Here is a 23507-nt window from a genome sequence, read left to right as displayed (position 1 = left end):
TGTTAACGGGATGTCAAACAAAACACCCCCTTTAACCGTTATGATTATAACGAAAACACACAATAAGGACAAATGAGACGTTGGATGAAGCGAATAGGGGTCATATGCCTGATACCGGTGGTATTGGTCATCCTGATTTCAATTCTTTTATATATACCTTCTTTCCAGAACTTCGCTGTACGGTTAGCCACCCAATATGCCAGTGAGGCTACCGGTATGAATATCGGGATCGGACAGATACGTCTTTCTTTCCCGCTAAACCTGACAGTCCGGAACGTGAAGGTCATAGCCCCTCCCGACACGTTATTGTCACTCGAAAGTTTCCAGGTCAACATCCGCCCGCTGCCGTTGCTGAAAAAAGAGGTTCTGGTGGATGCAATCGACCTGCGCGGCGTGAAAGCCAATACAGGCAACCTGATCGAGGGCATGGAGATCAAAGGAACGTTAGGAAAGCTCTATGCCAAAGCAGACCGTATAGACCTCGGGAAAGAGATTGCGCGGTTGAACAAAATCGACCTTTCGGACACAGCCGTCACCCTTCTGATGAACGACACGACAACAAACAAGGATACGACATCGACGGCGGTCAACTGGAAATTGGTGTTGGAGCGGATCGACTTGAACCGGGTAGCGTTCGCCATGCAGATGCCGGACGATTCGTTGCGCCTTTCGACCTATATCGACAAGGCGGGACTGACCGACGGGATGGTCGACCTCGGATCGGCACGCTACAGTGCAGCCCGTTTCCTTCTGTCCGGTTCTTCCTTGGGTTACGACGGCAACAACAGTGATCCGACACCGGGTTTCGATCCGGCACATATTGCCTTGAGTGATGTGAACATCCGGATCGATTCGCTTCTGTACGGAGGCCGGGACATCGGCGCACGGATCAAAGAGTTTTCCGCCAATGACCGTTCGGGGCTGACACTAAGTTCGCTGACCGGAGACATCAGCAGCGACAGCACGACGATACAGGTGCCGGGGCTTCTGTTGAAAACACCTTACTCGGAGCTCCGCCTGTTGGCAACCGTTCCTTGGAGTTCGTTCGACAATACGCCAAGCGGAACGCTCCGCAGCCTGCTGACCGCCTCGGTAGGAAAAGAGGATGTATTCATCTTTGCCGGCACTCTCCCCGATGAGTTCAAACAAGCCTATCCTCAAAAAGAAATCAGCCTGACGGCCGGAATAGAAGGGAACCTGGCTGCTTTACGGTTGCGCCAGCTGAAAAGCGAGCTGCCCGGTGTCTTCAATATGAATATCACAGGAGAGATGAAAGCCGTGGCAGACAGTATCCGCCGTTCGGGTAAATTCGAGCTGGACGCACAGACCGGGAACCTCGATTTCGTCCTTTGCATGTTGCCCGCATCCGAACGTTCGCGCTATAACCTTCCGGTAATGGAGCTGAAAGGAGAAGCGACTTTGCAGAGCCAAGAATACCGCGCCGACCTTTTGCTCACACAAGGCGAAGGCAAGGTCGGACTGACGGCACGCTATAACCCCGCACAAGAGTCTTACCAGGCCGACCTGGAGGTCGACAGCTTGAAACCAACCGACTTTCTGCCCCAAGACTCCCTTTACCACCTGACAGCTTCGATCCGTGCCGAAGGGAAAGGGTACGACCCGTTTCACGCATCCACCTGGGCCAAATTAGACGGAAAGATCACGAATATCCAGTATGGGACATACGCCGTATCCGATGTGAAACTGGACGGTTCACTGGAAAAGAACCTGTTGAAATTCGACCTGCTCAGCCATTATCCGCTTGCGAAGATGGACTTGTCGCTGAATGCGACCCTCCTCCAGAAGAAAGTGAACGCGATGCTGATCGCCGACGTGCAAAACCTGGACCTGTACGGCATGCACTTCATGAACGACTCACTGGCTACCTCCTTCCAGCTCTTTGCCGAGGCGGAAACGGACATGGGGAAGAACAATCAGGTAGATATAACCCTTGGTAACTGGGAACTGATAAACCCGACCGGCAAGTTTCGTCCGAAAACATTGACTCTACACGCTCACAGCGATAAAGACACGACTCGCGTTTCTTTCCACGCCGGAGACCTCGGAATCGTCCTGACCGGTAATGCGGATATCGAGACGATGGCCGATAAATTCACGAATATAAACGAAGGACTCACCCGGCAGCTGGAACGCGATTCGATGATCAACATACCGGCGTTCCGTCCGCTCCTTCCGGACATGGACCTGAAGGTCACGGCCGGCAAGGATAACCCGATCTACAACATCCTGCAACAGTATTATATCACCTTTGACAACCTGGATATCGAAGCCCGCACTTCACCTGAAGAGGGTTTCTTCCTCGATGCCGATCTCTTCAACCTGATGCAGGACACGACACGGATCGACACGATCTGCCTCATCGTCCGGCAAGATTCGCTCGGCTTGCTGTACGACACGAAAGTCATCAAGACAAAATACAGAAAACAGCAACCTTTTACCGCCGGCTTGCAAGGAAAAATCCGTAATACCTTTACCGATGCCGAACTGAAATATACCGACGGCCAGGGTAAAACCGGCATCCGTTTAGGGGCTCGTGTCGACAAGGAAAAAGAAGGATTGCGCCTGCATCTCTTCCCGGAAGATCCGATACTGGCTTTCCGTACATTTAAGTTGAATGCCGACAATTATATCCTGTACCGAAATATAAAAGATATTGCCGCCGATGTCCGGCTGACCGGCGAGAACAATGCTTCGCTCTGGATTCATTCGCTTGCCGGAGGGGAAGGGATGGAAGAAATCCATGCCGAACTGAGCCAGATAGACCTGGATGCGATCACGAAGGGGTTTCCGGACCTTCCTGCCATGCGGGGAATGTTGAGCGCCGACTTGCAGTATGCCCCTTCGGACAGCAGCTTCATGGTGGTGGCAGACGCTCATATCGACAGCCTGTTCTACGAAGGAGGACGTGTCGGCGAACTGATGTTCAACACTGTTTATCTGCCGCTTAGCGACAAGGAACATCAGGTCGACATGCACCTTTTCCGCGACCGTAACGAGGTCGCGGCGATCAACGCCTATTACAAAATGGGGCAAACGGATTATCTGGACGGGAATATGAATATCACCGACTTGCCACTGGAGATGGTAAACCCGTTCATTCCTGACAATATGGCCAAACTGACAGGAGCCTTGCAAGGCGAGTTGGCGATAAGCGGGACCGCGTCGGCGCCTGACGTCAACGGGTATGTGAGGATGGACAGTTCGGCGGTATATGTCACGGCGGTCGGCTCTTCCTTCCGTTTCGACAAGCAAGACATCAGGATCAAGGATAATCTGATCCGTTTCGACAAATACAACATCTACGCTTCGGGAACCAATCCGTTTATAATCGACGGGACGGTCGACATTCACAATCCTTCCCGGATGATGGCAAACCTGAAGCTGACAGCCCAAAACATGCAACTGCTGAACGTGAAGCGCAACAAGGAGAGCATGGTTTACGGCAAACTGCTTGTCAACCTCAACTCGACTGTCAAAGGACCGCTCGATGCCTTGGTCATGCGAGGAGATTTACAACTGTTGGGCGGGACGAATGTCACTTACGTGATGCAGGACTCACCGCTCACGGCTCAAGACCGCCTGGCAGACCTTGTGACCTTTACCGACTTCTCCGACACGCTGATGACTCGCCGACACCGCCCGGAAGCTCCGCTGCCCATCGGCGGACTGGACATGCTGATAACCATCCGGATCGACCAGGCCGTGCGTCTGAACGCAGACATCACCCCCGACCAATCGAGCCGCGTGGAACTGGAGGGAGGTGGCGACTTGTCGTTCCAGTACACGACACAGGGTGAAATGATCCTGAACGGACGTTATACGCTCTCGGGAGGGATGGTAAAATATGCCATGCCAATTATTCCGCTCAAAGAGTTTACGATACAGGACGGAAGCTATGTCCAATGGAGCGGCAACCCGATGGACCCGATGCTGAACTTGACGGCTACCGAACGAATGCGGGCCTCCGTCACGCAGGACGACGGCAGCTCACGGTTGGTCACATTCAATGTCGGCGTGGCTATCAAACAGACGCTGGAGAACCTGCAACTGCAATTCATTCTTTCCGCACCGGAAGATCAATCCATGCAGCAGGAGCTGGAAAAGATGGGCGAAGGGCAACGGTCGCAGATAGCCGTCACGATGCTTGTCACGGGAATGTACCTCAACATGAGCGATGTCGGCGGCGGGAAGAAACCGAGTCTCGACATGGGGGCCGCCCTGAACAGCTTCCTTCAAAGCGAGATCAACAATATCGCGGGCAGCGCCTTGAAGTCCGTGGATATCACATTGGGCATGGAGCAGTATGACCAGAACGGCACAGGAGCTGGTGGGGAACGGACAGACTTCTCCTTCCGCTTCGCCAAGCGGTTCTACAACGACCGGATCAGCATCATACTGGGCGGACGTGTTTCGACCGGGCAGGATGTCAACGCCGGGCAGTCGCAGCAATTCATCGACAACGTATCGATCGAATACCGTCTCGACGGCAGCGGGACCCGCTACATCAAGCTCTTCCACGACAAGAACTACGAGAGCCTGCTGGAAGGCGAGATCACAGAAACAGGTGCCGGTATCGTCCTGCGCAGAAAGATGCTTCACCTCCGTGAACTCTTCATCTTTAAGAAGAACAAACCCAAGCCGGTAACGGACGACAAACAAACAGAAGAGAAAAAATGAAACACATCAAATATATTGCATATATTTCGTTATTCCTGCTTGCTTCCTGCTCCACGACGAAGAATTTGCCGGAGGGGGAAGTTTTATATATGGGGATCAAGAAGATTGAGGTGACGAACGAGGATAAAAGCAAGGAAGGGGAAGAAGCACTGACGGAAGTAGAGGCCGCCCTTGCCTACCCACCCAATAACGCCTTGCTCGGGAGTTCGTCCGTCCGTATCCCTTTCCCGTTCGGACTGTGGGTGTACAATGCGTTCGTGAACAGAAAGGGGAAAGTGGGTAAATGGATTTTCAATAAACTGGCGTCCAAACCTGTTTTCATCAACACGGTCAATCCGGAAGTCCGAACAAAAGTAGCCTATAACCTGCTTCGCGAATACGGCTACTTCAACGGGGCTACTTCCTATGAAGTGGAACCGGACCCCAAGAATCCGAAAAAGGCAAAGATCAACTACAAGGTGGAGATGAACAATGCCTACACATACGACAGCATCGCTTATGTCCGGCTACGGCATCGCATCGACACGCTCGTACAACGTAACATCGGCGACCGGCTTCTGCACGACGGGGATAATTTCAATGTCGTACAGCTCGAAGCCGAACGCCAACGTATCTCTTCCCTGCTCCGCAACAACGGGTATTACTATTTCCGTCCCGAATTTATCAGTTACCAGGCCGATACGATCATGAATCCGGGAAAGGTGGCGCTCCGTATCTCCACAAAGCCCGGCCTGCCCCGCACCGTGCTGCGCCCCTGGAGAATAGGCGACATATCAGTCTTTCTGAACGGCTACAACAACGAGCCGCCGACAGATTCCATCCGATATAAAGATATGACCATCTTTTATGAAGGAAAGCTACGTGTCCGTCCGAAGGTGTTGTACGACCGGCTGAAATTCCACACCGGCGACCTCTATTCGCAGCAACAACAGGAAAAGACGCAGACCGGCTTCTCCCGTCTCGGCATTTTCCGCTATTCGGAAATGCAATATATCCCCAAGGATACCGCCCGCCGTTGCGATACGTTGAACTTGCAGATCAACACCGTTTACGATCTTCCTCTGGATGGCGAGCTGGAACTGAACGTGACCACCAAGAGCAATGACCAGACAGGGCCGGGGGCCATTTTCAGCGTGACCAAACGTAATGTATTCGGAGGAGGAGAGACATTCGGCGTCAGTATGCGCGGTTCCTACGAATGGCAGACCGGCAAACGGGTTTCAGGCAGCAGTTCGACGATCAACAGCTGGGAGTTCGGCATCAGCGGCACGCTGACTTTTCCGCAGGTACTTTTTCCCAGCCTGATAAAAAACGATACGAAATATCCTTCCAGTACCTCTTTCCGTATCTATGCGGACCAGTTGAACCGTGCCAAATTTTTCAAGATGCTGGCTTTCGGCGGAAGCGCCTCGTATGAGTTCCAGCCTTCGGCGACCAGCCACCATTCGGTGATGCCTTTCAAGCTGACCTACTCGCTGTTGCAACACCGGACACCTGAATTCGACTCTATCGTAGGTGTCAACAAAGCATTAGGGCGAAGCCTCGAAGACCAGTTCATCCCTTCTATGGGATACACCTATACGTACGACGATTCTCCTATCACTACCAAAAAGAACCACCTTTGGTGGCAATCTTCCTTCACGCAGGCAGGGCTTATCCTCGACGCGGCTTATGCAATCGCCGGGAAGGACTTCAACAAAAGAGATAAGAAACTGTTTGGGAATAAGTTCGCCCAGTTTGCCAAACTGACGAGCGAAATACGGTACAACTATTCTCTCGGAAAGGAACAACACCTGGTCGGGCGCCTGATGGCCGGAGTCGCATACAGCTATGGCAATTCAATCACGACACCTTACAGCGAACAGTTCTATATCGGTGGCGCCAACAGTATCCGGGCTTTCACGATCCGAAGCATCGGGCCGGGCAGCTACCGTCCTACCGACTCAAAATACGGCTATCTGGACCAGACCGGCGACATCAAGTTCGAAGCCAATCTGGAATACCGTTTTCCTATCTTAGGCGACCTGCACGGAGCGACCTTCCTCGATGCCGGCAATGTCTGGCTGCTACGCTACGATGAAAGCCGCCCCGGCGGACAGTTGAAATGGGGCCGTTTCCTGAAAGACTTGGCTTTAGGCACAGGTGTCGGACTACGCTACGACCTGACCTTCCTCGTCATCCGCCTGGATTGGGGAATCGGCCTGCACGTTCCGTACGACACGGGGAAAAAAGGCTATTACAATATTCCGGACTTCAAAGACGGCATGGGTGTGCACTTGGCAATTGGATATCCGTTCTGATAATCAGACAATATTCTATTTTTATCTCCGTTATAAAAATATCAATAATCTAAAGAGAGTTATGAATACAAGGAAGGTTTTTTTATCCATCATTTTTGCACTTCTCCTTATTCCCCTTCAAGCACAATGGTTAATTGGTGGGAAAATTGGATTAAATGCAGCAACTATGAATTTACCAGGAGAAGGCAAAAACCCTTCTTATGGCCATATCGGTGTAACCGGAGGTTTTATCAGTGAATATCAATTCAATACGCACTTCAGTTTGTTATCTGAACTACTATACATGAAGCAGGGATTTAGTGACAAGATCATGATATATGAAACACCAAATGATATTAACTCATTAAAATATGACATGTCTTTCCATTGTCTTGAAATTCCTATCTTAGCTAAGTTCAAACACAAAACAGGACTGAATTTTCAAGTTGGACCACAAATCGGATTGTTATTCAAACAAAAAATAGAGTTGGACAAGGAAACTCAAATCCAGTCCGGAAACAAACGCCCCGTTAATGTAAGCATGGTCGTGGGAATAGGATATGACACCGCATACAATTTATCATTTGATTTGAGATACCAATTGGGATTAACAAGTATGTATAAAGAAAACAATGGATTCCAATGTCGCTCTTTTTATTTTGGAGTTGGTTATAAATTCAAATTATAAAAAAGGCGCATCCGAATGGAACTTCGGACACGCCTTCCTGCTATTACAGCATGACAATATATTTGATCTTGAGAATTAAAAAGGCTTTTGGTTTATTACTGCGTTTATGTTATTTATCAGTCTTTAATGCTACCGGTTTGAATAAGAAGACAAAAAGGATCAATAATATGAACGAGAACAAGGTCGAGATGGCAAAGACGACAGGCCAGTCACATTTATCTCCGTCACGGAAAAGGCCGATCAGCCATCCGTTCCAAAGCGTCCCGATCAAGAAGCCGATACCCCATACCAGGAAAAAGAGCAGGCCTTGTGCCTGTGCCTTCATTTCTTTGGGTGCCACATTATCTGTATAAACCTGGCCACCGACAAAGAAAAGGCCGAAGATCAACCCGTGTACGATAATTCCGATATAATAGAACCATTGCAGGCCCGTTTCCGCACCGATATAGAACGAAGTATACCGGACCACGAGGGCTATCATACCGAAGATCAAGGTATTCTTGATCCCGGACTTTATCAGAATCGAAGTGGTGATAACCAGGAAAAACATTTCGGCCAACTGTCCGAGGTTCAGCGTCACCGTTATATTCTGCACATGCTCGTCGGCAAGAATCATCGACCCGTATACATGATACAGGTTGAACGGGATAATAGCCAAGAACGTCAGGATCATAAAAACCCGGTAGTTCTTATCCTTCATCAGGGAGAAAGCGCTGAAGCCTGTTATATCCATCACCGAGATGCCGGCTTTCTTATCTACAGAAGGCGGCGTGTGCGGCAATCGCAAGTTCAGAAGTGCAGCCACGAAACAGACGGCGGCGCCACAATACATCGGCAGGTTCGTATCGTCGAATGCAGACAAATGCATCACATGAAGGGCGATCACACTAAAGATGCCGGAAGCGACCCATCCCACCGAACCGAACATACGGATACGCGGGAACTGTTCAGAAGGCGTATGGCTCATGGCGATCGTACTGGTCAGGCTCTGTGTTGGCATATGGCAAAGCATCGCCAACACGACACATGTCATAAGCGGGACAAATGAAGTCTGCTGAGCTGCCAGGAGCAAAAAGGCACCTGTCAGTATATTCAATACGGCCAATATCTTTTCGGCAGCAAAATAGCGGTCGGCAATCGCACCGATAAAAGAGGATGCCATCGCACCGATAGCCATCGCACTCAACACCAGTGAGACCTGATACACTTCCAATTTAAGCGTATGGGAAAGATAAGCGGCTAAAGGAACCCACCAGACTGCACTCAGCATATACTGCATAAACATCATGGTGCAAAGTTGAACATTCGTTCCGATTCCTTGTTTTCTTGTTGTAAGAGTGTTCATATTATAATTAGAATAAAAGGTTTTTATTACCTGTGTTTCACATGGTGCAAAAGTATCGATTCCCTGATGCCGGTTTGTTCGACCTTGTTGCAATCTTTCCCGTATTCTTCTCATTCTCTGCTGTTATCACCCTTATTGAGATGATTTATGAAATCCGTGATACAATAAAAGGAAATCCATAATGCATTTTTCAGTATCTTTCGCCCATAATAGCAAAGTCATATATGAAACATCTGAAGTTGATCTTATCCATCCTATTCATATTTTGTCTCACCCGGGCATATGCTGACGACAGCAATTACCTTTTCCGACACTACCAGGTCGAAAACGGGCTCAGCGACAACATGGCCACTTGTTGCGTGCAGGACAAGAAAGGATATATATGGATCGGGACGCGAGACGGTCTGAACCGCTTCGACGGCTATACGTTCAAAGTGTTCCGCAACGACCCCGACGAAGCCGAAACATTGGGAAGCAACTGGATCACATGCCTGGGCAGCGACATGAACGGCGACCTATGGGTCGGGACGCTTTCGGGGTTATACCAGTATGACGACGAAAAGGAATCGTTCCGGCACATTCCTTTCACGGCCGATAAAGGAATCGAGATTTTCCAGTTCGACAAAGAAAACAAACTATGGATACTGATGGACGGCAACCTGATCCGGTTCAATACGGAGGACAGCCAATTCCGCATCTTTGCTCCGGAAGAGAACCAGAACTATACCTCTTTTTGCATTACCCGCGAAAACGACATCTGGATCGGGAGTTCTGATGGAATGATCTCTTTGCTGAATCCGGAAGACGGGACAACGGAATCCTATAATGTATTCGCCCATTCATCATCGAACAGCCCGCGGAAGCTCTCCATGTTGTACCCTTCTCCCACGACCGACCGCATTTACATCGCTTTCGAGCATGATGACGTGAAGATATTCGATCCGGCGACACGCGACTACCAGGATCTGAACATCCAAAAGCTCAACCAGCTTACGATCCTGATCAACAGCTTCCTCGAAAAAGACAAGGACGAACTGTGGATCGGGACGGATTCCGGGTTGTTTATCTATCAGATCAACACCGCCGAATGTATCCGTATCCGGCAAGACCCGTTGGACCCGTATGCCTTATCGAGCCATTTTATCTCGGCATTCTGCCGGGACAGGGAAAACGGCATCTGGATTTGTTTCCACCAGAACGGACTCAACTACTATTCTCCTTTCCGCCCTTTCCATGTGCATTATCCCTGGGACGGGCAGCATTCGATGAAAGGAGAAGTGATCCGCGATATCTGCACCGATATATACGGTAATATATGGGTCGGGACGGAAGATGCGGGTATCAACTGTCTGGAAAAGAAAACCGGGACATTCACCAACTACCAACCGGTTCCGGGAGAAAACGGCTTGTCGCACACCAATATCCGAGGCTTGGCTGCATCAGGCGACCGGCTTTGGATCGGCCATGTCATCCACGGCATCGACCTGATGGATATCAAAACGAGGAAAGTGATCAAACATTATAACCTGCTGAAAGATTCGCTGACGGTAAAGAACAGCACTGTCCGCTGCATCAAGGTATTGCAGGAGGGACAAGTCTATGTCGGGACCGACGACGGTATCTACAAATATGACTTCCTGAACGATCGTTTCCTATATGCTCCGCAATTTCCCCCTTTCGCGGTGAACTGCATCTACGAGGACCGCCTGGGAAGAATCTGGACCGGCATGTTCAACCGCAGTTTCTATTACAATCCGATCAGCAATACCGGCATGTATCTGCCGTACGACAAGCTGAACACCCAACGTCACAATTTTGTCAACGACGCTTGCGAGGACAAAGACGGCAATATGTGGTTCGCTACCGTAGAAGGGGTTATCAAATATGACTTCCAGACCGGCGAGTCCCTGCATTACACCGTAAAAAACGGCATGCCGAGCAACGTTGCCTTCCGCATCTTGCCCGACGAAAACGAAAACTTGTGGATCAGCACAGCCAACGGGCTGGTCAGCCTGGAGACCGGAACGGGTAAGATCACGACCTACACGGAATCCCACGGGCTTATCACCCGCCAGTTCAACGACAACTCCGCCTTCAAAGATAATGAAGGGACTTTCTATTTCGGTTCGGTCAAGGGCTTTATCCATTTCAAACCATCCGAAGTTATCCCGACAGCCGAAAAGATGAACGTTCACTTAGGAAGCCTCGAAATCCAGAACGAGGCCGGAGAGAAACGCATCATCAACTGCTCGGCCGAATCGGAGACGAAAAAGCTCACGTTGACCTACAAGCAATCCACATTCAGCATCAACTTTTCCGCGCTCAACTTCATCGCCCCCAAATCTGTCCAGTATGCATACAGGATGGGGAATATGGACAAAGAATGGATTTCGATCGGAGAGCGTAATACGGTCTATTTCACTGAACTACATCCGGGCGATTACACCTTCGAGGTACGTGCCGCCAACCTGTCGAACAATTGGAGTGACACCCCGACACGGCTGAACATCACCGTTTTGCCACCTTGGTGGGCCTCGGACACGGCGTATGCTTCTTATATCGTCGCCATTCTCGCCATCATCGCCGGTTCATTCTGGTCCTGGCGGCAGAAAACCAAACGGGCGATGGCCTACAACATGCAGTTGTTCGAAGACCAGAAAGAGAAGGAGCTGTATCAGGCCAAAATTGATTTCTTCATCAATATCGCCCATGAGATCCGGACACCGCTCACCCTGATCAAGAACCCGCTCGAACACCTCCTGAAATCCGATAAGATCGGAGAAAAAGAGAATAAATCGCTTACGCTGATGGATAAAAACGTATCCCGCCTCCTGTCGCTGGTCAACCAATTGCTGGATTTCCGCAAAACGGAGATAGAAGGATACCGCCTCAGCTTCGTCCGGACGGAGATCGTCTCGCTCTTGACCGACACGGCCAAACGGTTCCAGGAATCGGCAACGGCACATAATCTGCTACTGAACCTCGACTTGTCGCTGCCGGAGTTGTACGTGTTCGTGGATAAAGAAGCGATCACGAAGATATTCAGCAACCTGTTTACAAACGCGATCAAATATGCATCCGGCAGTATCATCATACGCCTGCAACTTTCTCCCGATTACGAGACATTCACGATCGACTTTATCAACGATGGCACTCCTATCCCTGTAGAATTAAAGGAAAAAATATTCGAACCTTTCTACCGGGTGGAAGGCGACGCCATGGGTAAACCGGGGACAGGGCTTGGATTACCCTTGGCGCGTTCACTGGCTGAGATGCACCACGGCAGCTTGCTGTTGGAGACTTTTGCCGACAGCCCGTCCATGACTATGTTCCGCCTGACCTTGCCCGTCAAGCTACCCGAATCCATCAAGCAAACAGAAGAAGAGGCTATGGCACAGGCCGTACCTCAGAAAACAGAGTTCGTCCACGATGAATCGCGCCCGACGATCCTGATTGTCGAAGACAACAAGGAAATGGCCGTTTTCATTGCCGATGAAGTCAACCAGTTATATAATGTAGAGATAGCCGGAAACGGAGCCGAAGCAATCACGCTGTTAAAGAAACGCAGCTTTCAACTGATCATCAGCGACGTGATGATGCCTGTCATGGACGGCTTCGCTCTTTTGAAAGAGGTGAAGACGGAGATCGAATTCAGCCATATCCCGGTCATCCTGCTAACGGCCAAAAACACCATGCAGTCACGTCTGGAAGGTCTGGAATTAGGAGCCGACGCTTATCTGGACAAACCCTTCTCCACCAACTTGCTGATGGCGCAGATTTCCAACCTGATCTCCAACCGCGACAATATACGCAAATTCTATTTCAACTCTCCGATAGCGAATATGAAATCGATGGCCTATACCAAAGCTGACGAAGGTTTTCTGGAAAAGCTGAACGAGATCATCAACGAGCATATCGGTAATCCGGCCTTAGATGTAAACATGATCGCAGACCTGATGCACTTGAGCCGACCGACCTTGTACCGGAAGATTCGTGCCATCTCCGATCTGACCCCTAACGAACTGATCAAGATAAGCCGCCTGAAAAAGGCAGCCGAGTTATTGATACAGGGTAATATGAAGATATACGAGATTTCGGAAGCCTGTGGTTTCAGCTCCCAGTCCTATTTCTGGTCCGCCTTCATCAAGCAGTTCGGCATGAGCCCGTCGAATTATGCGAAAGAAAATAAATAAGCCCCGGCAATATACCTATATTTATCTCGTTATAAGATAAATATATACAATCACATTCCTCTTCATGCCTGTGAAGGAACCAGGTATGAAAAAAGCCGCCTCAACCTTCGGGAAATCGAGGCGGGACGGCTGTACAATGTATATTTGAAGCAAAATCTGTTTACTTACCTTCTGCCAAAAGATGGTTTTTCAATGGATTCGTATACATTTCCAGGATTTTCGTACGCAAAAAAGCCTCATCCTTGTTCGGTAATACGATCTTATCCAACTGGCCTTGCAAATAATCTTCAAACTGCTTTTTATCTTTCAGCCCGTAATGTTCGCTGAAACGGCGTGTGCCAGTCAGCATATCATAGGCAACATAGTTGCACGGGTAGAAACGGTAGTGCATGTAAATTTCCTTATCAATAATGGAAGCGATAGTGGCAATCAACTCATTCTTCTCCATATTCGGGTCCAGTTTTGCCAACTTGTCATTAATCGGGGAAGTCAGGGTGAAATGAACACGCCCCTTGTTATTCAGGATACCGGTTTCCATGCTCAACAGGTCGTCACGCTGGCTCTTCACAAAGTTCGGATCATCACGTTTCTGCTGGAATTCCTTTGCTTTCAAGAAATCGCACGGATCGAACTCATACGAGATTGCAACCGGGAAAATATTCAGTTCCATCAGGTTTGACAGGATATCCTTGTCGCCGCTCATGTTCAGCATCTTCAGGATACTGCCCTGCGTACGGTCGTCCGAATCTTTGGCACGCCCTTCACGCTGCGCGATCCAGATGGATTCTTTCGTCTCCGTGATCGTATGGCGGATATAGGCGGAAAGGACTTTGCTCACTTCCAACATCTGGCGTACGGGGACATTACGTTTCACGATGAAGCTATTGTTCAGACGGACCAGTGTTTCGATCCACGGACGGATCAGCAGGTTATTGCCAATAGCCACTTGCGTCATTCCATACCCTACATCATACAGCATGATGTTCAAGAAAGAGGCATCCAGTACAATGTCGCGGTGATTAGAAATAAAGGTACAAGGTTTCTTGTCTTTCGGCAAACGGCTACGGCCGGAAACCGTCAGGGAGAAAGTGGTTTTGTTTGCCACCATCATTACAGCTTCATACGCCAACTTTGCCTTGAAATCCTCCTTTGTCTTGAAGGAACGCATGGTTTCTGAAAACTCTTTCCAATCCACATCCGGCTTTATATACCGAAAAGCCCGCTCAAAATCTTCGTTGGCAATCAGCGATTCGATCGCGTCTTCCACCTCATCGTTATTCAGCGGGCGAATATCGTCAAAATCATTAATAGGAACTTCCATATCTTTTATAATTGACAATTGACAACGGACAATTGACAATTGGCAACCGACAATTCGTTTCTCAAATAATCGTCAATTGTCAATTATTCTTTGTCAATCAGTTAAACTCGTTTTCTATAATATCTGTCATCACCTCTTTTATATCCAGACCGGCAGCCCGTACTTGCTGCGGGATAAAACTGGTCGCCGTCATGCCGGGAGTCGTATTTATTTCGAGCAGTTTCGGCTCTCCGTCTGCCGGAATGATATAGTCCACACGGATCAACCCTTTCGCTCCCAATATGTCGTAAATCCTCGATGTCTCGCGTTGTACCTTTTCCGTCAGTTCGGCAGAAATACGAGCGGGCGTAATTTCCTGTACCTGTCCGTTATACTTGGCGTCGAAATCGAAAAACTCGTTATCCGTAACGACTTCGGTGAGCGGGAATACCACTTCCTTTTCGGCTGTCTTATAGCAACCGCATGTCACCTCGGTCCCTTCGATGAAACTTTCAATGACCACTTCCCTGCCTTCTCCGAAAGCTTTGGCTATTGCCGGCTGGATAGCCGAAGCCTCTTTCACTTTCGTTACCCCGAAGCTGCTACCGCCATCGTTCGGCTTCACAAAAACCGGAAGCCCCAAACGGCTGACTACTTCTTCGTCTGTTACAGTCTGTCCTTTAAACAAGTGTATGGAATGAGCGATATTGACACCAAATCCTTTCAGATAATGATTGCAGGCATATTTGTTAAATGTAAGTGCACTGACAAACATGCCACAAGAAGAATACGGCATTCCGATCATATCGAAGTATCCTTGCAAACGTCCGTCTTCTCCCGGAGTGCCATGGATTGTGATATAGACAAAATCAAAATGTCTGACCTCGCCGTTCTCACGGAAACTAAAATCATTCTTGTCTATTGGTGCATGTTCCCCGCCGGGAAGTTTCACCGCCCATTCATCTCTTTTTACGATGGCAATATATACATTATATTTGTCTTTATCAAGAAAAGAGAAGATTCCTTCCGCACTTTTTAATGAAATAACGATTTCGGAAGAATCACCTCCGGCCACAATAGCAATGTTCTTTTTCATCATCTATAGTTCTTTAGTATTTGCATATACACGCCATTTGTCGATCAACGCAGTCATGTCGGCTGGTATTTCGGAATCAAAAAACATTTCTTCGCCCGTTGTCGGGTGAACGAAGCCCAATGTCTTGGCATGGAGCGCCTGTCGCGGGCAAATGGCAAAACAGTTATCCACAAACTGTTTATATTTAGAAGAGGTTGTTCCTTTCAGAATCTCGTTTCCACCATAACGCTCATCGTTGAACAGCGTATGCCCGATATATTTCATATGGACACGTATCTGATGCGTACGCCCGGTTTCGAGGCGGCATTTCACCAATGTGACATAACCCAGACGTTCCAAAACGGAATAGTGGGTGACCGCCGTCTTGCCTTGATCTCCTTCGGGGAAAACCGTCATCTGCATGCGGTCACGAGGATTACGGCCGATATTGCCTTCGATCCGTCCTTCGTCGTCGCGTACGATACCCCATACGAGCGCCCGGTATTCACGTTTGGTCGTTTTGTGGAAAAATTGCAAACTGAGGTTTGCTTTAGCTTCCGGCTTTTTAGCGACAACCAGCAGGCCGGAAGTATCTTTATCGATACGATGAACGAGTCCGAGGGCGGGATCGTTAGGATCGTATGCAGGATCATCTTTCAAATACCAGGCAAGGGCATTCACCAATGTGCCGGTATAGTTCCCATGTCCGGGGTGTACGACCAATCCGGCAGGCTTATCGACCACCAGCAGATCGTCATCTTCGTATACGATTTTTATAGGAATATTTTCAGGGAGAATCTCGAATGTCCGTGGTGGCCGTGTCATCATAATCGTCACGACATCCTCCGGTTTCACCCGGTAATTACTTTTCACCGGTTTGCCGTTTGCCATGATACAACCGGCATCGGCTGCCGACTGTATCCGGTTGCGGGTAGCGCCGAACATCCGGTCGACCAAGAATTTATCCACACGCAACAACGACTGTCCGCGGTCGGCAACGAAGCGGAAGTGTTCATACAGTTGAGGGGTCTTATCTTCGCCCTCTACCGGTTGCAACAGGTCGTCTACCTGTTCATCATCCATTTCGTCCAAAAACTCATCCATAGTTAAAACCAGTTTTCTTCTTCACTATCCAACGATTCGACCGGCATGCTGTCATCCGGAAGTCCGAGCGAGTCTGCCGGCATTTCTGCTTCACCACTGCTGACCTTCAAGACTAAAGGAGCGACAAGCGGGACATGCTCGCCTTTCTGCAAGGCACGTCCATGCAACTCGACGCCAAGAGCGAGGTCTTTAAAATCACCGGGGACATATTCGATCTCAATCTTCTCAAAACCGCGAGCACGGAGAATGGCATAAGCCTGCCGGAACGAGAGGTCTTCCACTTCCGGAATTGTCGCCATCTGGGAGGTGAGCGCATTTACGGTGACGAACACGATACGTCCCTCCTTCACCTTCGAACCGGCCATCGGGACCAGTTCGACAATTGCACCAGGTTTCACGTCTTTTGAAAAGACGGAGTCAATCACGTTATAGCGTAGATTACTATTCTTGAAAAATTCGGCGGCTTCTTCCATTCCCAATCCTTTGACATCCGGCACCACCACAGCCTCATTATGTCGGGTGTATGAGTCGAGCCACTTCAATGTTCCGAACACCAAAGCACATGCGACGACCACAGCCAGCAACAAATTTAAGACGTACGGATTCTTTATCACTTTAACCAAAAAGTCTTTCATTTCTATCTTGTATTTGTAGGCGGATCAAAAGTAGAAAACAAAGCCGTTAAAACAAAGAAAGTAAAGGCTTTTTAGTAAAAACCTCTACTTTCTTTATAAAAAATTTCAAACGGAAGAAATTATCCGTTGTATTCGTCAGAAACTGTTAATTTAGCTCTTCCTTTAGCACGACGAGAAGCTAATACTCTACGGCCATTAGCAGTAGCCATTCTTGAACGGAAACCGTGCTTGTTCTTTCTTTTCCGGTTGGAAGGTTGAAATGTTCTTTTCATCTTTCTATATATTATTTATTATTATCTTATTCTCATACCAATTTGGGCTGCAAAGATAGAGGCTTTTTTTTAATAAACAAAGAGTTGCAAGAAAAACTTTATCCATATCGGGTCTCTTTTAATCACAAATAGAATATTCTATCAAAGTCCCTTTTCCTTAAAGAGAGGCTCCCTTATTGTAAAAAACAGATTATTTCACATTTGCGCGTTTAAGTTACCCCGTCTTCGTCTCCCCGACGAAAAAGCGGAACTTTTTCCCCTTTACCGTTCTTTTCTCGCCGACGACCGTCTTCATTGCCCTGAGAAGGGACTTCATCGCCATGAAGACGGTCGTCATTACCGGTGGTTCCGGCACCTCACGACAATGAAGACGGTCGTCAGCGAAATGAACTGCGCACCTCACAGAAGAAACCCCGAAAAATTCGTTTGCCATAAAAGAGTCGGGCCTCGACTTTGTTCGGAAATACTCGATTCTCCGGGAGTTGAACTTTTCCACATTGTCACCGTTCAACGGTTCAAAGCAACCAAACGAAACCGGAAGATGGACGAACCGCCGACCTCGTAGCATTCGCCATCACCGTAAACCTGCATAATCGTACAAAGTGTCGATTCATAACAAACCCGAATTTCAATCGAAATAGAAAAGAGGTGAAAATAGGGTTATTGTTCTATTTAACAGTTTGTCCACCCTACTTTTAACAGGCATGACGCACCTTCCAGCGTTATTAAGATAGTCCGGGTAACATTTTCCGAAATAAGTGATTCCAACCTTTTGCCGTTTGCTTCAAATTTCTTATTTTTGCTGTCACTTCTTTATTAGTTATAGAATGGAGGAAAATTCGGGAGTTTCTGCTAATGTTTGTGAGGCGATAGGCAGAGACTCCTTTCTTTTTCCCGTTAATTGCTTTATTCTACTGTCCCGATAAAACCCACCATTAGTGAGTTTTATCGGGATGTTTCCATTTTTGTTTTCGTACAGCCAAAACAAGCTAATATAATAAGAAAAAACAATGTTAGTTTTACATAATTCCATTTTATGATAATGCGTTTAAATGATACACTATTAAATGATCTTCTGGTTCTCCATTTTCTCCTGCTCCATAGAGTACGGAATTTTCCTCATCGACAGCAAAATACACGGGACGCCTTCCTTTTAAGTGATATTTTGCTTTAGGGTTTCCATTCAAGTCGAATACTTCTAAAATAGTTCCACATGTAGAATTAGCCCTATTTTCATTCCAAGAAGTACCTAAAAACAGCGCATATAAATACTTTTTCCCTAAATAAGCATAGACATAACAAATTTTCTCATCTCCTTGTCCTTCCGATGTGTTCTTTATCTGTGAAACAGAATTATCAAAGTTCAATCTTTTTATTAAATTGAAATTTATATCCATAAAGTCTATTTGCTTTTTGTAGCCATAGCAAAAAACAATGCGATTCTCATTTGCATATACATTTCCCATATTGGGATCTGCCATATAGTCAAGGATATTAGAATTCCTATAGCACCATGTTTTCAGTGGAATTTCGATATCAATATTCAACAATTGAATGTTTGGGCCTGTATATTTATCATCAATAATGAATAAAGAATCGTTAATGAAAGCTGCGTCATTTATACCATTGATATATTTTGCATTTTTACTATTTTGCAGTAAAAATCCTTTATCTATGTTGTAGTAATTAATTTGTCTTTTTCCTATATCACCTATTAAAACATTAGATGTTTGGGTTTGGAATAGCCAAGGCGCAGCATATTCTTTAGGACCTTGCCCTTTTGTTCCAAATGCACAGACTAACTTTTGATCACTTAAATTGTAAACATGAAATAAACTGTCTTGTAGTTTCATGTTTTGTAGTATTAAATATGGGTATTTTATATCTACTCTTATTGGATTTGTAATTCCTTGTAATGACATTAGTTGTTGATCCAAGGATGTCTCATGAGGGAATTTGATTGTTTTTGGACAACACCCTGCCATTATTAGCAGGCACAAGATAACTATAACATAGAGTTTATTCATTTTGACAAAGTTTATTAGTTCACATCAAACTATCCTTTTTGTTCCTATGTATTACTTTTGCAGGCAACCACTGCGATTGCGACTAAAAGTGCTGCTCCAAATATACGCTTTTTATTTTTACTTTGACAGGACTTGCTGTGTTACATTTGAGCATGACGATTTCATCGAAGAAGCCTGTATCTTTCGGTGTCATCCTGACTTCTATACGAAGCCGCTCTCCCGGCTTCGCTGGGCGTTTGTCATAGTTTGCAGTCGTACAACCGCAAGTGGTACTGACTAAATATCCACTTACAATTCATACTGTTTTACAAATTCAATGTAACAATGGGGTTATCCGTATCCGTTGTCGTACATGTGACAATCCCGTCTTTTTCATTTACAGACAACCCGAACACCGAGCGGTTCAGACGGAAGCTCCGAACCGGATTTCCCTGCAAGTTGAAAATATACAGGTATTGTCCTCCGTCAAGCCCTTTTTCACCGGTTTCGTATTGGCGATATTTTTCCTTGAAAGCAATACCGTCGAATGTGACATATATATGCTTATCCGTGACTTGCACATCATTATACCCCTTAATGCCTTTCGGAAACGCCTCGCTGCCTTGCGAAGAGAATGCAGGTTCTCCACCGGGGCCGTAGAGGACGGTATGAAATCCGGTTTTCAGATTGTGGATCTCAATCACTTCACCCAGCTGAGTTGCGATAACCAGCGTTCCGCTCTGCGGATCATAATCCATGAAACTGCGCCAAGCCTGTGCCAACGCCATCGGATTCTTCCGCTTCTCCTCATCTTCGGTCGGGATCGTTCCCATACTGCTGATAATCCGCCCGTCCATCCCGATTTCATGAAAACGATATTCCCCCGTGTAGTCGTCAACTAAAAAACCATTGGTTGTCTTACAGAAATCAAGTGTGCGTAGCAACCGTTTGTCCAAAGAAACGGTTTCGACACGTGAGACTTGCCGATTCGCCACATCGACCGCCCAGCGTGTGATTTGCATCCGATTGGCATCCAACACCCAGACAGAATCCGACGAACACAACCGTACCCGGTCTGCCGAAAGCAGTTCCTCCGGTCCTTCTCCACGTTTTCCGAAAGAAGCAACAGGTTGCCAATCAGGATAAGTAAAAGCATACAGATAATGACTATCGTTGTGCAAATCCAACAAGACGGCCAGCCCGTTTCCGATCTCTACCCGGTAAGGATAGCGAAAGTAAACGGAATCCAAAGCGTTTTCAATGACTGTCACCTCACTCGTTTCCGGAAAAGCACCATAACGCGAATAACCGGAAGGATTGGAAGGAGAGCAGGAGGCTACTACGACTAATAAAATTCCTACATAAAATATGTATAGGAAATTTTTCATCGAATTCCGTCAAAACGTTTTTTCACCTTTATCCCTTTACAGTCGATATCACCTTCTCCAAAGCAGTAAAGATTAGTGTTCTCTCCTTGCGCCAACGCTTCAATATTGTCCAATGCCAAATCCGTCAGATTCTCCTTTTCGGTTTGAACATAAAAATATGCCCCCAAAAGAGAAATGATACCGACTAAAAATTTTAATAATGTTCGTTTCATTGTTTTATCTAAAATAGAAGTTTATATTTGTAAACCCTTTAGGAGCATAGTTCCTTTGAAGGTTACCTTGCAAAGGTATGGTTATTTGAGAGATACGAACTGTTTTTAGGTTGAACAAAGGTTGAAAATTTTAAATCCCTAATAATCAGCCATTAGCAGAGCCAACATCAACTTTTTTTCAACTTACATCAATAAAAAACATGAATAATCTCAGCAAAAAATCAGTAAACAGCTTCGACAAGCCTCTCTCTCTTCTGCTATGCGTATACATCTTCGTATCTTCATTTATCATTTTTGTCGGCCATCTGTTTATATCCGAACGCCAAAAAGCGAACCTGAAAGAAACCGGGGTCGCCTTTCTGAAAGCAATCGAAAAAGAGAAAAAACTATATATCACAACTTTTGTTTTCCAATACGATTCCCGGCTTTCCCCCAATGCCATCTCTGGAGAAGAAAAGAGAAACTGGTACGAACAAAAATGTTTGATAAGCGATGATCCGAATCGCCACCATTTGGACAGTATTTTTCAAGCCGAGTTGGATCTTCGGAAAATCCAAGGTTCCGTTGCCATACGATGTACGGTCGGAGACAAGGTGACAATCAGCCGACCGGAGGATTTTTATAAAAAGGCAACACCCTTGGATAGCGTTTCTTATCAAAAAGATTGGGATGATGGACAGAAAATCACCCTGCAGCCTTATGTGTTTTTATCCTACCAATGGTTAGCCGGTTGTTGGCCCGTTTATATGCTTATCGCAGTCTGGCTATCCGTCACGGCATTGTTCATCTACGCACTACGAGAAAACCATAAGCCGCTCCATCTTATTACAAGTATCGAATCTGAACAGATTGCAGAAAAAGTACATGAACCACAAATCAAGGTTCAATGGACACACTTGCCGGGAAATATTTCTTTTGATGAAAAGCATGGCATCTTGAAACAAGGCAATAAAGAAATTTCTTTATCCGGCGACAGTCTGATTTATTTCCGATACTTCATTCAGAAAGACAATTACATGCTGACCTACCACGATATACTCATGCTTGTATATGGTATTAAGACTGATGATATATCAAAAAACGACAGAAGCCGGATCTCACATGGGATAGAACGGTTACAAAAGCAATTGGAAGGTTTTGAAAACCTTAAGATCATACTTGTCAGGGGTAAAGGCTACCGCATGGAAATCAGTTCCGGTGACATCTCTTAATAATTACACAATATTACCTAACTCTAAATAGCCCAATTGTATATCATCGTCAAAAGACATGATAATCCGATTATTTTCCTCATCGTAACAAAATTCCAAAATATTGTATCCTATTTCCAATGTTTTAAGATAATTGCCTTTTAAGTCAAAGACTAATAAAGTTGTAGGCCTGCTTTGTTTACCGAAATTATCTCTTCCATCAGAATAAGAGGCTACAATTTTATCTTTGGCAAAGATCACAGAACCATAATAATTTTGTTTATTAGATGTTTTATTATTCCATTTAGAACCATATACATTGCATTTTAAATCTCCTTCCAAATCATATATGGTCATTAAATCATGGTGGTCATAACACTCTACAAATGTTTTATTTTTTATGGATACTGCAATATTGACACGTTTTTTTTCTATTTCAGGATGAGTGTATTTGAGCTGTGTAATTTTCCCGGTCATCATATTCCAAATTGCCCCGGATTGATTAAAACCGGAACGACCGGTTGGCGTTATTATAGAAGCATAACATAGTGAATCATTTATGTAATAATACCTATTGGGTATTTGTTCTTGATTCAAATTCACTTTAACTGTAGGCATATAATTAAGGGGATTGGAAAGCACGCTGTCAAGCTCGTAAGTAAATATTTTTTGTTTACCATAATCCGAGATATAAAATTCACGGTCATTTTCATTAATACAGAAAGAACCAAAACTTGTGATTTCCGTAGGACCTGGCCCCAAGAAAGCAGTGCTGCAAATATACTTGAAATCATATTTATCAAATATATGTACAAGGTTGTCTTTTGAGACATAATCCCCTATAATTAAATACCGATCAAGTAGAAAGGGTTGTGAGTATCGATTGATTAATACATCTTCTGTTCCTATTTCTTTAACTTTACTGTGAAGATTAACGACATTGTCACGTTTGTTTTGATAAACTTCTGTTGCTACTTTTTTTGTACAACTCGAAAAAAAAATGAACAACAACAATAATATGTATCTATTTTTTTGCATGTCACTAATATTTTAGTTTCTACATATTCCATAAAAAGAGGTTAGTGCAAATTCTCTCCCTACAAATACTTTAGAGAGGGAATA

General features: G+C 46.3%; 16 protein-coding genes and 1 pseudogene. 5 read left to right on the top strand and 12 right to left on the bottom strand.

Annotated features, from left to right (window positions below; all coding sequences use genetic code 11):
• The first annotated feature begins 72 nt into the window (after positions 1–72).
• From BQ9893_RS09745 to BQ9893_RS09735, 3 genes are all read left to right on the top strand, one after another.
• The gene (locus BQ9893_RS09745; RefSeq protein WP_075965848.1) at positions 73–4698 is read left to right on the top strand and encodes a translocation/assembly module TamB domain-containing protein; all 4626 of its coding nucleotides are present in this window, start codon (positions 73–75) and stop codon (positions 4696–4698) included.
• Complete coding sequence (tamL, locus tag BQ9893_RS09740) at positions 4695–6998, top strand: translocation and assembly module lipoprotein TamL (protein ID WP_075965847.1); 2304 nt, start codon at positions 4695–4697, stop codon at positions 6996–6998. Before BQ9893_RS09745 ends, tamL begins: the two co-directional genes overlap by 4 nt.
• 61 nt (positions 6999–7059) lie before the next feature.
• On the top strand, positions 7060–7665 hold the full coding sequence (locus BQ9893_RS09735; RefSeq protein ID WP_075965846.1) for a porin family protein: 606 nt from the start codon (positions 7060–7062) through the stop codon (positions 7663–7665).
• A 109-nt stretch (positions 7666–7774) separates the two neighbouring features.
• Here BQ9893_RS09735 and BQ9893_RS09730 read toward each other — a convergent pair whose 3' ends face one another.
• A complete protein-coding gene (locus tag BQ9893_RS09730; protein WP_075965845.1) occupies positions 7775–9010 on the bottom strand; it encodes an MFS transporter in 1236 nt (411 codons plus the stop codon).
• Between the two features lie 224 nt (positions 9011–9234).
• Here BQ9893_RS09730 and BQ9893_RS09725 point away from each other — a divergent pair, with 224 nt between their 5' ends.
• The gene (locus BQ9893_RS09725) at positions 9235–13203 is read left to right on the top strand and encodes a hybrid sensor histidine kinase/response regulator transcription factor (protein ID WP_075965844.1); all 3969 of its coding nucleotides are present in this window, start codon (positions 9235–9237) and stop codon (positions 13201–13203) included.
• A gap of 160 nt (positions 13204–13363) precedes the next feature.
• Here BQ9893_RS09725 and BQ9893_RS09720 read toward each other — a convergent pair whose 3' ends face one another.
• From BQ9893_RS09720 to BQ9893_RS09670, 10 genes and pseudogenes are all read right to left on the bottom strand, one after another.
• Complete coding sequence (locus tag BQ9893_RS09720; RefSeq protein WP_075965843.1) at positions 13364–14524, bottom strand: 1-acyl-sn-glycerol-3-phosphate acyltransferase; 1161 nt, start codon at positions 14522–14524, stop codon at positions 13364–13366.
• A gap of 97 nt (positions 14525–14621) precedes the next feature.
• Positions 14622–15599: a D-alanine--D-alanine ligase gene (locus BQ9893_RS09715; protein WP_075966099.1), complete on the bottom strand. Its 978-nt coding sequence runs from the start codon at positions 15597–15599 to the stop codon at positions 14622–14624.
• A 3-nt stretch (positions 15600–15602) separates the two neighbouring features.
• Positions 15603–16682 (bottom strand): RluA family pseudouridine synthase, encoded by a 1080-nt coding sequence (locus BQ9893_RS09710; RefSeq protein ID WP_075965842.1) that lies wholly within the window; start codon positions 16680–16682, stop codon positions 15603–15605.
• 2 nt (positions 16683–16684) lie between these two features.
• The gene (locus BQ9893_RS09705; RefSeq protein ID WP_075965841.1) at positions 16685–17317 is read right to left on the bottom strand and encodes a PASTA domain-containing protein; all 633 of its coding nucleotides are present in this window, start codon (positions 17315–17317) and stop codon (positions 16685–16687) included.
• 119 nt (positions 17318–17436) lie between these two features.
• A complete protein-coding gene (gene rpmH, locus BQ9893_RS09700; RefSeq protein WP_005633099.1) occupies positions 17437–17589 on the bottom strand; it encodes a 50S ribosomal protein L34 in 153 nt (50 codons plus the stop codon).
• 214 nt (positions 17590–17803) lie between these two features.
• Complete coding sequence (locus BQ9893_RS21370; RefSeq protein WP_139322592.1) at positions 17804–18157, bottom strand: hypothetical protein; 354 nt, start codon at positions 18155–18157, stop codon at positions 17804–17806.
• Positions 18158–18623: 466 nt separating this feature from the next.
• The gene (locus BQ9893_RS09685) at positions 18624–19616 is read right to left on the bottom strand and encodes a BF3164 family lipoprotein (protein ID WP_075965838.1); all 993 of its coding nucleotides are present in this window, start codon (positions 19614–19616) and stop codon (positions 18624–18626) included.
• 82 nt (positions 19617–19698) lie between these two features.
• Positions 19699–19893: pseudogene (locus tag BQ9893_RS09680) on the bottom strand (DUF1573 domain-containing protein); the annotation flags it as partial.
• 28 nt (positions 19894–19921) lie between these two features.
• Positions 19922–20983 carry a BF3164 family lipoprotein gene (locus BQ9893_RS09675; RefSeq protein WP_075965837.1) on the bottom strand — a complete coding sequence of 354 codons (1062 nt, stop codon included), beginning with the start codon at positions 20981–20983 and terminating at the stop codon, positions 19922–19924.
• The gene (locus BQ9893_RS09670; RefSeq protein WP_075965836.1) at positions 20980–21195 is read right to left on the bottom strand and encodes an NVEALA domain-containing protein; all 216 of its coding nucleotides are present in this window, start codon (positions 21193–21195) and stop codon (positions 20980–20982) included. Before BQ9893_RS09670 ends, BQ9893_RS09675 begins: the two co-directional genes overlap by 4 nt.
• A 200-nt stretch (positions 21196–21395) precedes the next feature.
• On the opposite strand from BQ9893_RS09670, the gene BQ9893_RS09665 reads away from it, so the two are divergent.
• Entirely contained in the window at positions 21396–22406 is a 1011-nt protein-coding gene (locus BQ9893_RS09665; RefSeq protein ID WP_075965835.1) for a response regulator transcription factor, read from the top strand.
• Between the two features lie 3 nt (positions 22407–22409).
• Here the strand turns inward: BQ9893_RS09665 and BQ9893_RS09660 are convergent, their stop codons facing one another.
• Positions 22410–23423 (bottom strand): 6-bladed beta-propeller, encoded by a 1014-nt coding sequence (locus tag BQ9893_RS09660; protein ID WP_075965834.1) that lies wholly within the window; start codon positions 23421–23423, stop codon positions 22410–22412.
• Positions 23424–23507 lie beyond the last annotated feature (84 nt).

This window comes from Parabacteroides massiliensis (genome assembly GCF_900155425.1).
GTDB classification, from domain to species: domain Bacteria; phylum Bacteroidota; class Bacteroidia; order Bacteroidales; family Tannerellaceae; genus Parabacteroides; species Parabacteroides massiliensis.
The sequence above is the reverse complement of the archived record's forward strand: the minus strand, read 5'-3'. Positions and strand labels throughout refer to the sequence as shown.

What these genes read in the sequence shown, in the direction of transcription:
- BQ9893_RS09745 (WP_075965848.1), top strand. Translation starts at nt 73, where the DNA reads ATGAGACGTTGGATGAAGCGAATAGGGGTCATATGCCTGATACCGGTG.
- tamL (WP_075965847.1), top strand. Translation starts at nt 4,695, where the DNA reads ATGAAACACATCAAATATATTGCATATATTTCGTTATTCCTGCTTGCT.
- BQ9893_RS09735 (WP_075965846.1), top strand. Translation starts at nt 7,060, where the DNA reads ATGAATACAAGGAAGGTTTTTTTATCCATCATTTTTGCACTTCTCCTT.
- BQ9893_RS09730 (WP_075965845.1), bottom strand. Translation starts at nt 9,010, where the DNA reads ATGAACACTCTTACAACAAGAAAACAAGGAATCGGAACGAATGTTCAA.
- BQ9893_RS09725 (WP_075965844.1), top strand. Translation starts at nt 9,235, where the DNA reads ATGAAACATCTGAAGTTGATCTTATCCATCCTATTCATATTTTGTCTC.
- BQ9893_RS09720 (WP_075965843.1), bottom strand. Translation starts at nt 14,524, where the DNA reads ATGGAAGTTCCTATTAATGATTTTGACGATATTCGCCCGCTGAATAAC.
- BQ9893_RS09715 (WP_075966099.1), bottom strand. Translation starts at nt 15,599, where the DNA reads ATGAAAAAGAACATTGCTATTGTGGCCGGAGGTGATTCTTCCGAAATC.
- BQ9893_RS09710 (WP_075965842.1), bottom strand. Translation starts at nt 16,682, where the DNA reads ATGGATGAGTTTTTGGACGAAATGGATGATGAACAGGTAGACGACCTG.
- BQ9893_RS09705 (WP_075965841.1), bottom strand. Translation starts at nt 17,317, where the DNA reads ATGAAAGACTTTTTGGTTAAAGTGATAAAGAATCCGTACGTCTTAAAT.
- rpmH (WP_005633099.1), bottom strand. Translation starts at nt 17,589, where the DNA reads ATGAAAAGAACATTTCAACCTTCCAACCGGAAAAGAAAGAACAAGCAC.
- BQ9893_RS21370 (WP_139322592.1), bottom strand. Translation starts at nt 18,157, where the DNA reads ATGCTACGAGGTCGGCGGTTCGTCCATCTTCCGGTTTCGTTTGGTTGC.
- BQ9893_RS09685 (WP_075965838.1), bottom strand. Translation starts at nt 19,616, where the DNA reads ATGAATAAACTCTATGTTATAGTTATCTTGTGCCTGCTAATAATGGCA.
- BQ9893_RS09675 (WP_075965837.1), bottom strand. Translation starts at nt 20,983, where the DNA reads ATGAAAAATTTCCTATACATATTTTATGTAGGAATTTTATTAGTCGTA.
- BQ9893_RS09670 (WP_075965836.1), bottom strand. Translation starts at nt 21,195, where the DNA reads ATGAAACGAACATTATTAAAATTTTTAGTCGGTATCATTTCTCTTTTG.
- BQ9893_RS09665 (WP_075965835.1), top strand. Translation starts at nt 21,396, where the DNA reads ATGAATAATCTCAGCAAAAAATCAGTAAACAGCTTCGACAAGCCTCTC.
- BQ9893_RS09660 (WP_075965834.1), bottom strand. Translation starts at nt 23,423, where the DNA reads ATGCAAAAAAATAGATACATATTATTGTTGTTGTTCATTTTTTTTTCG.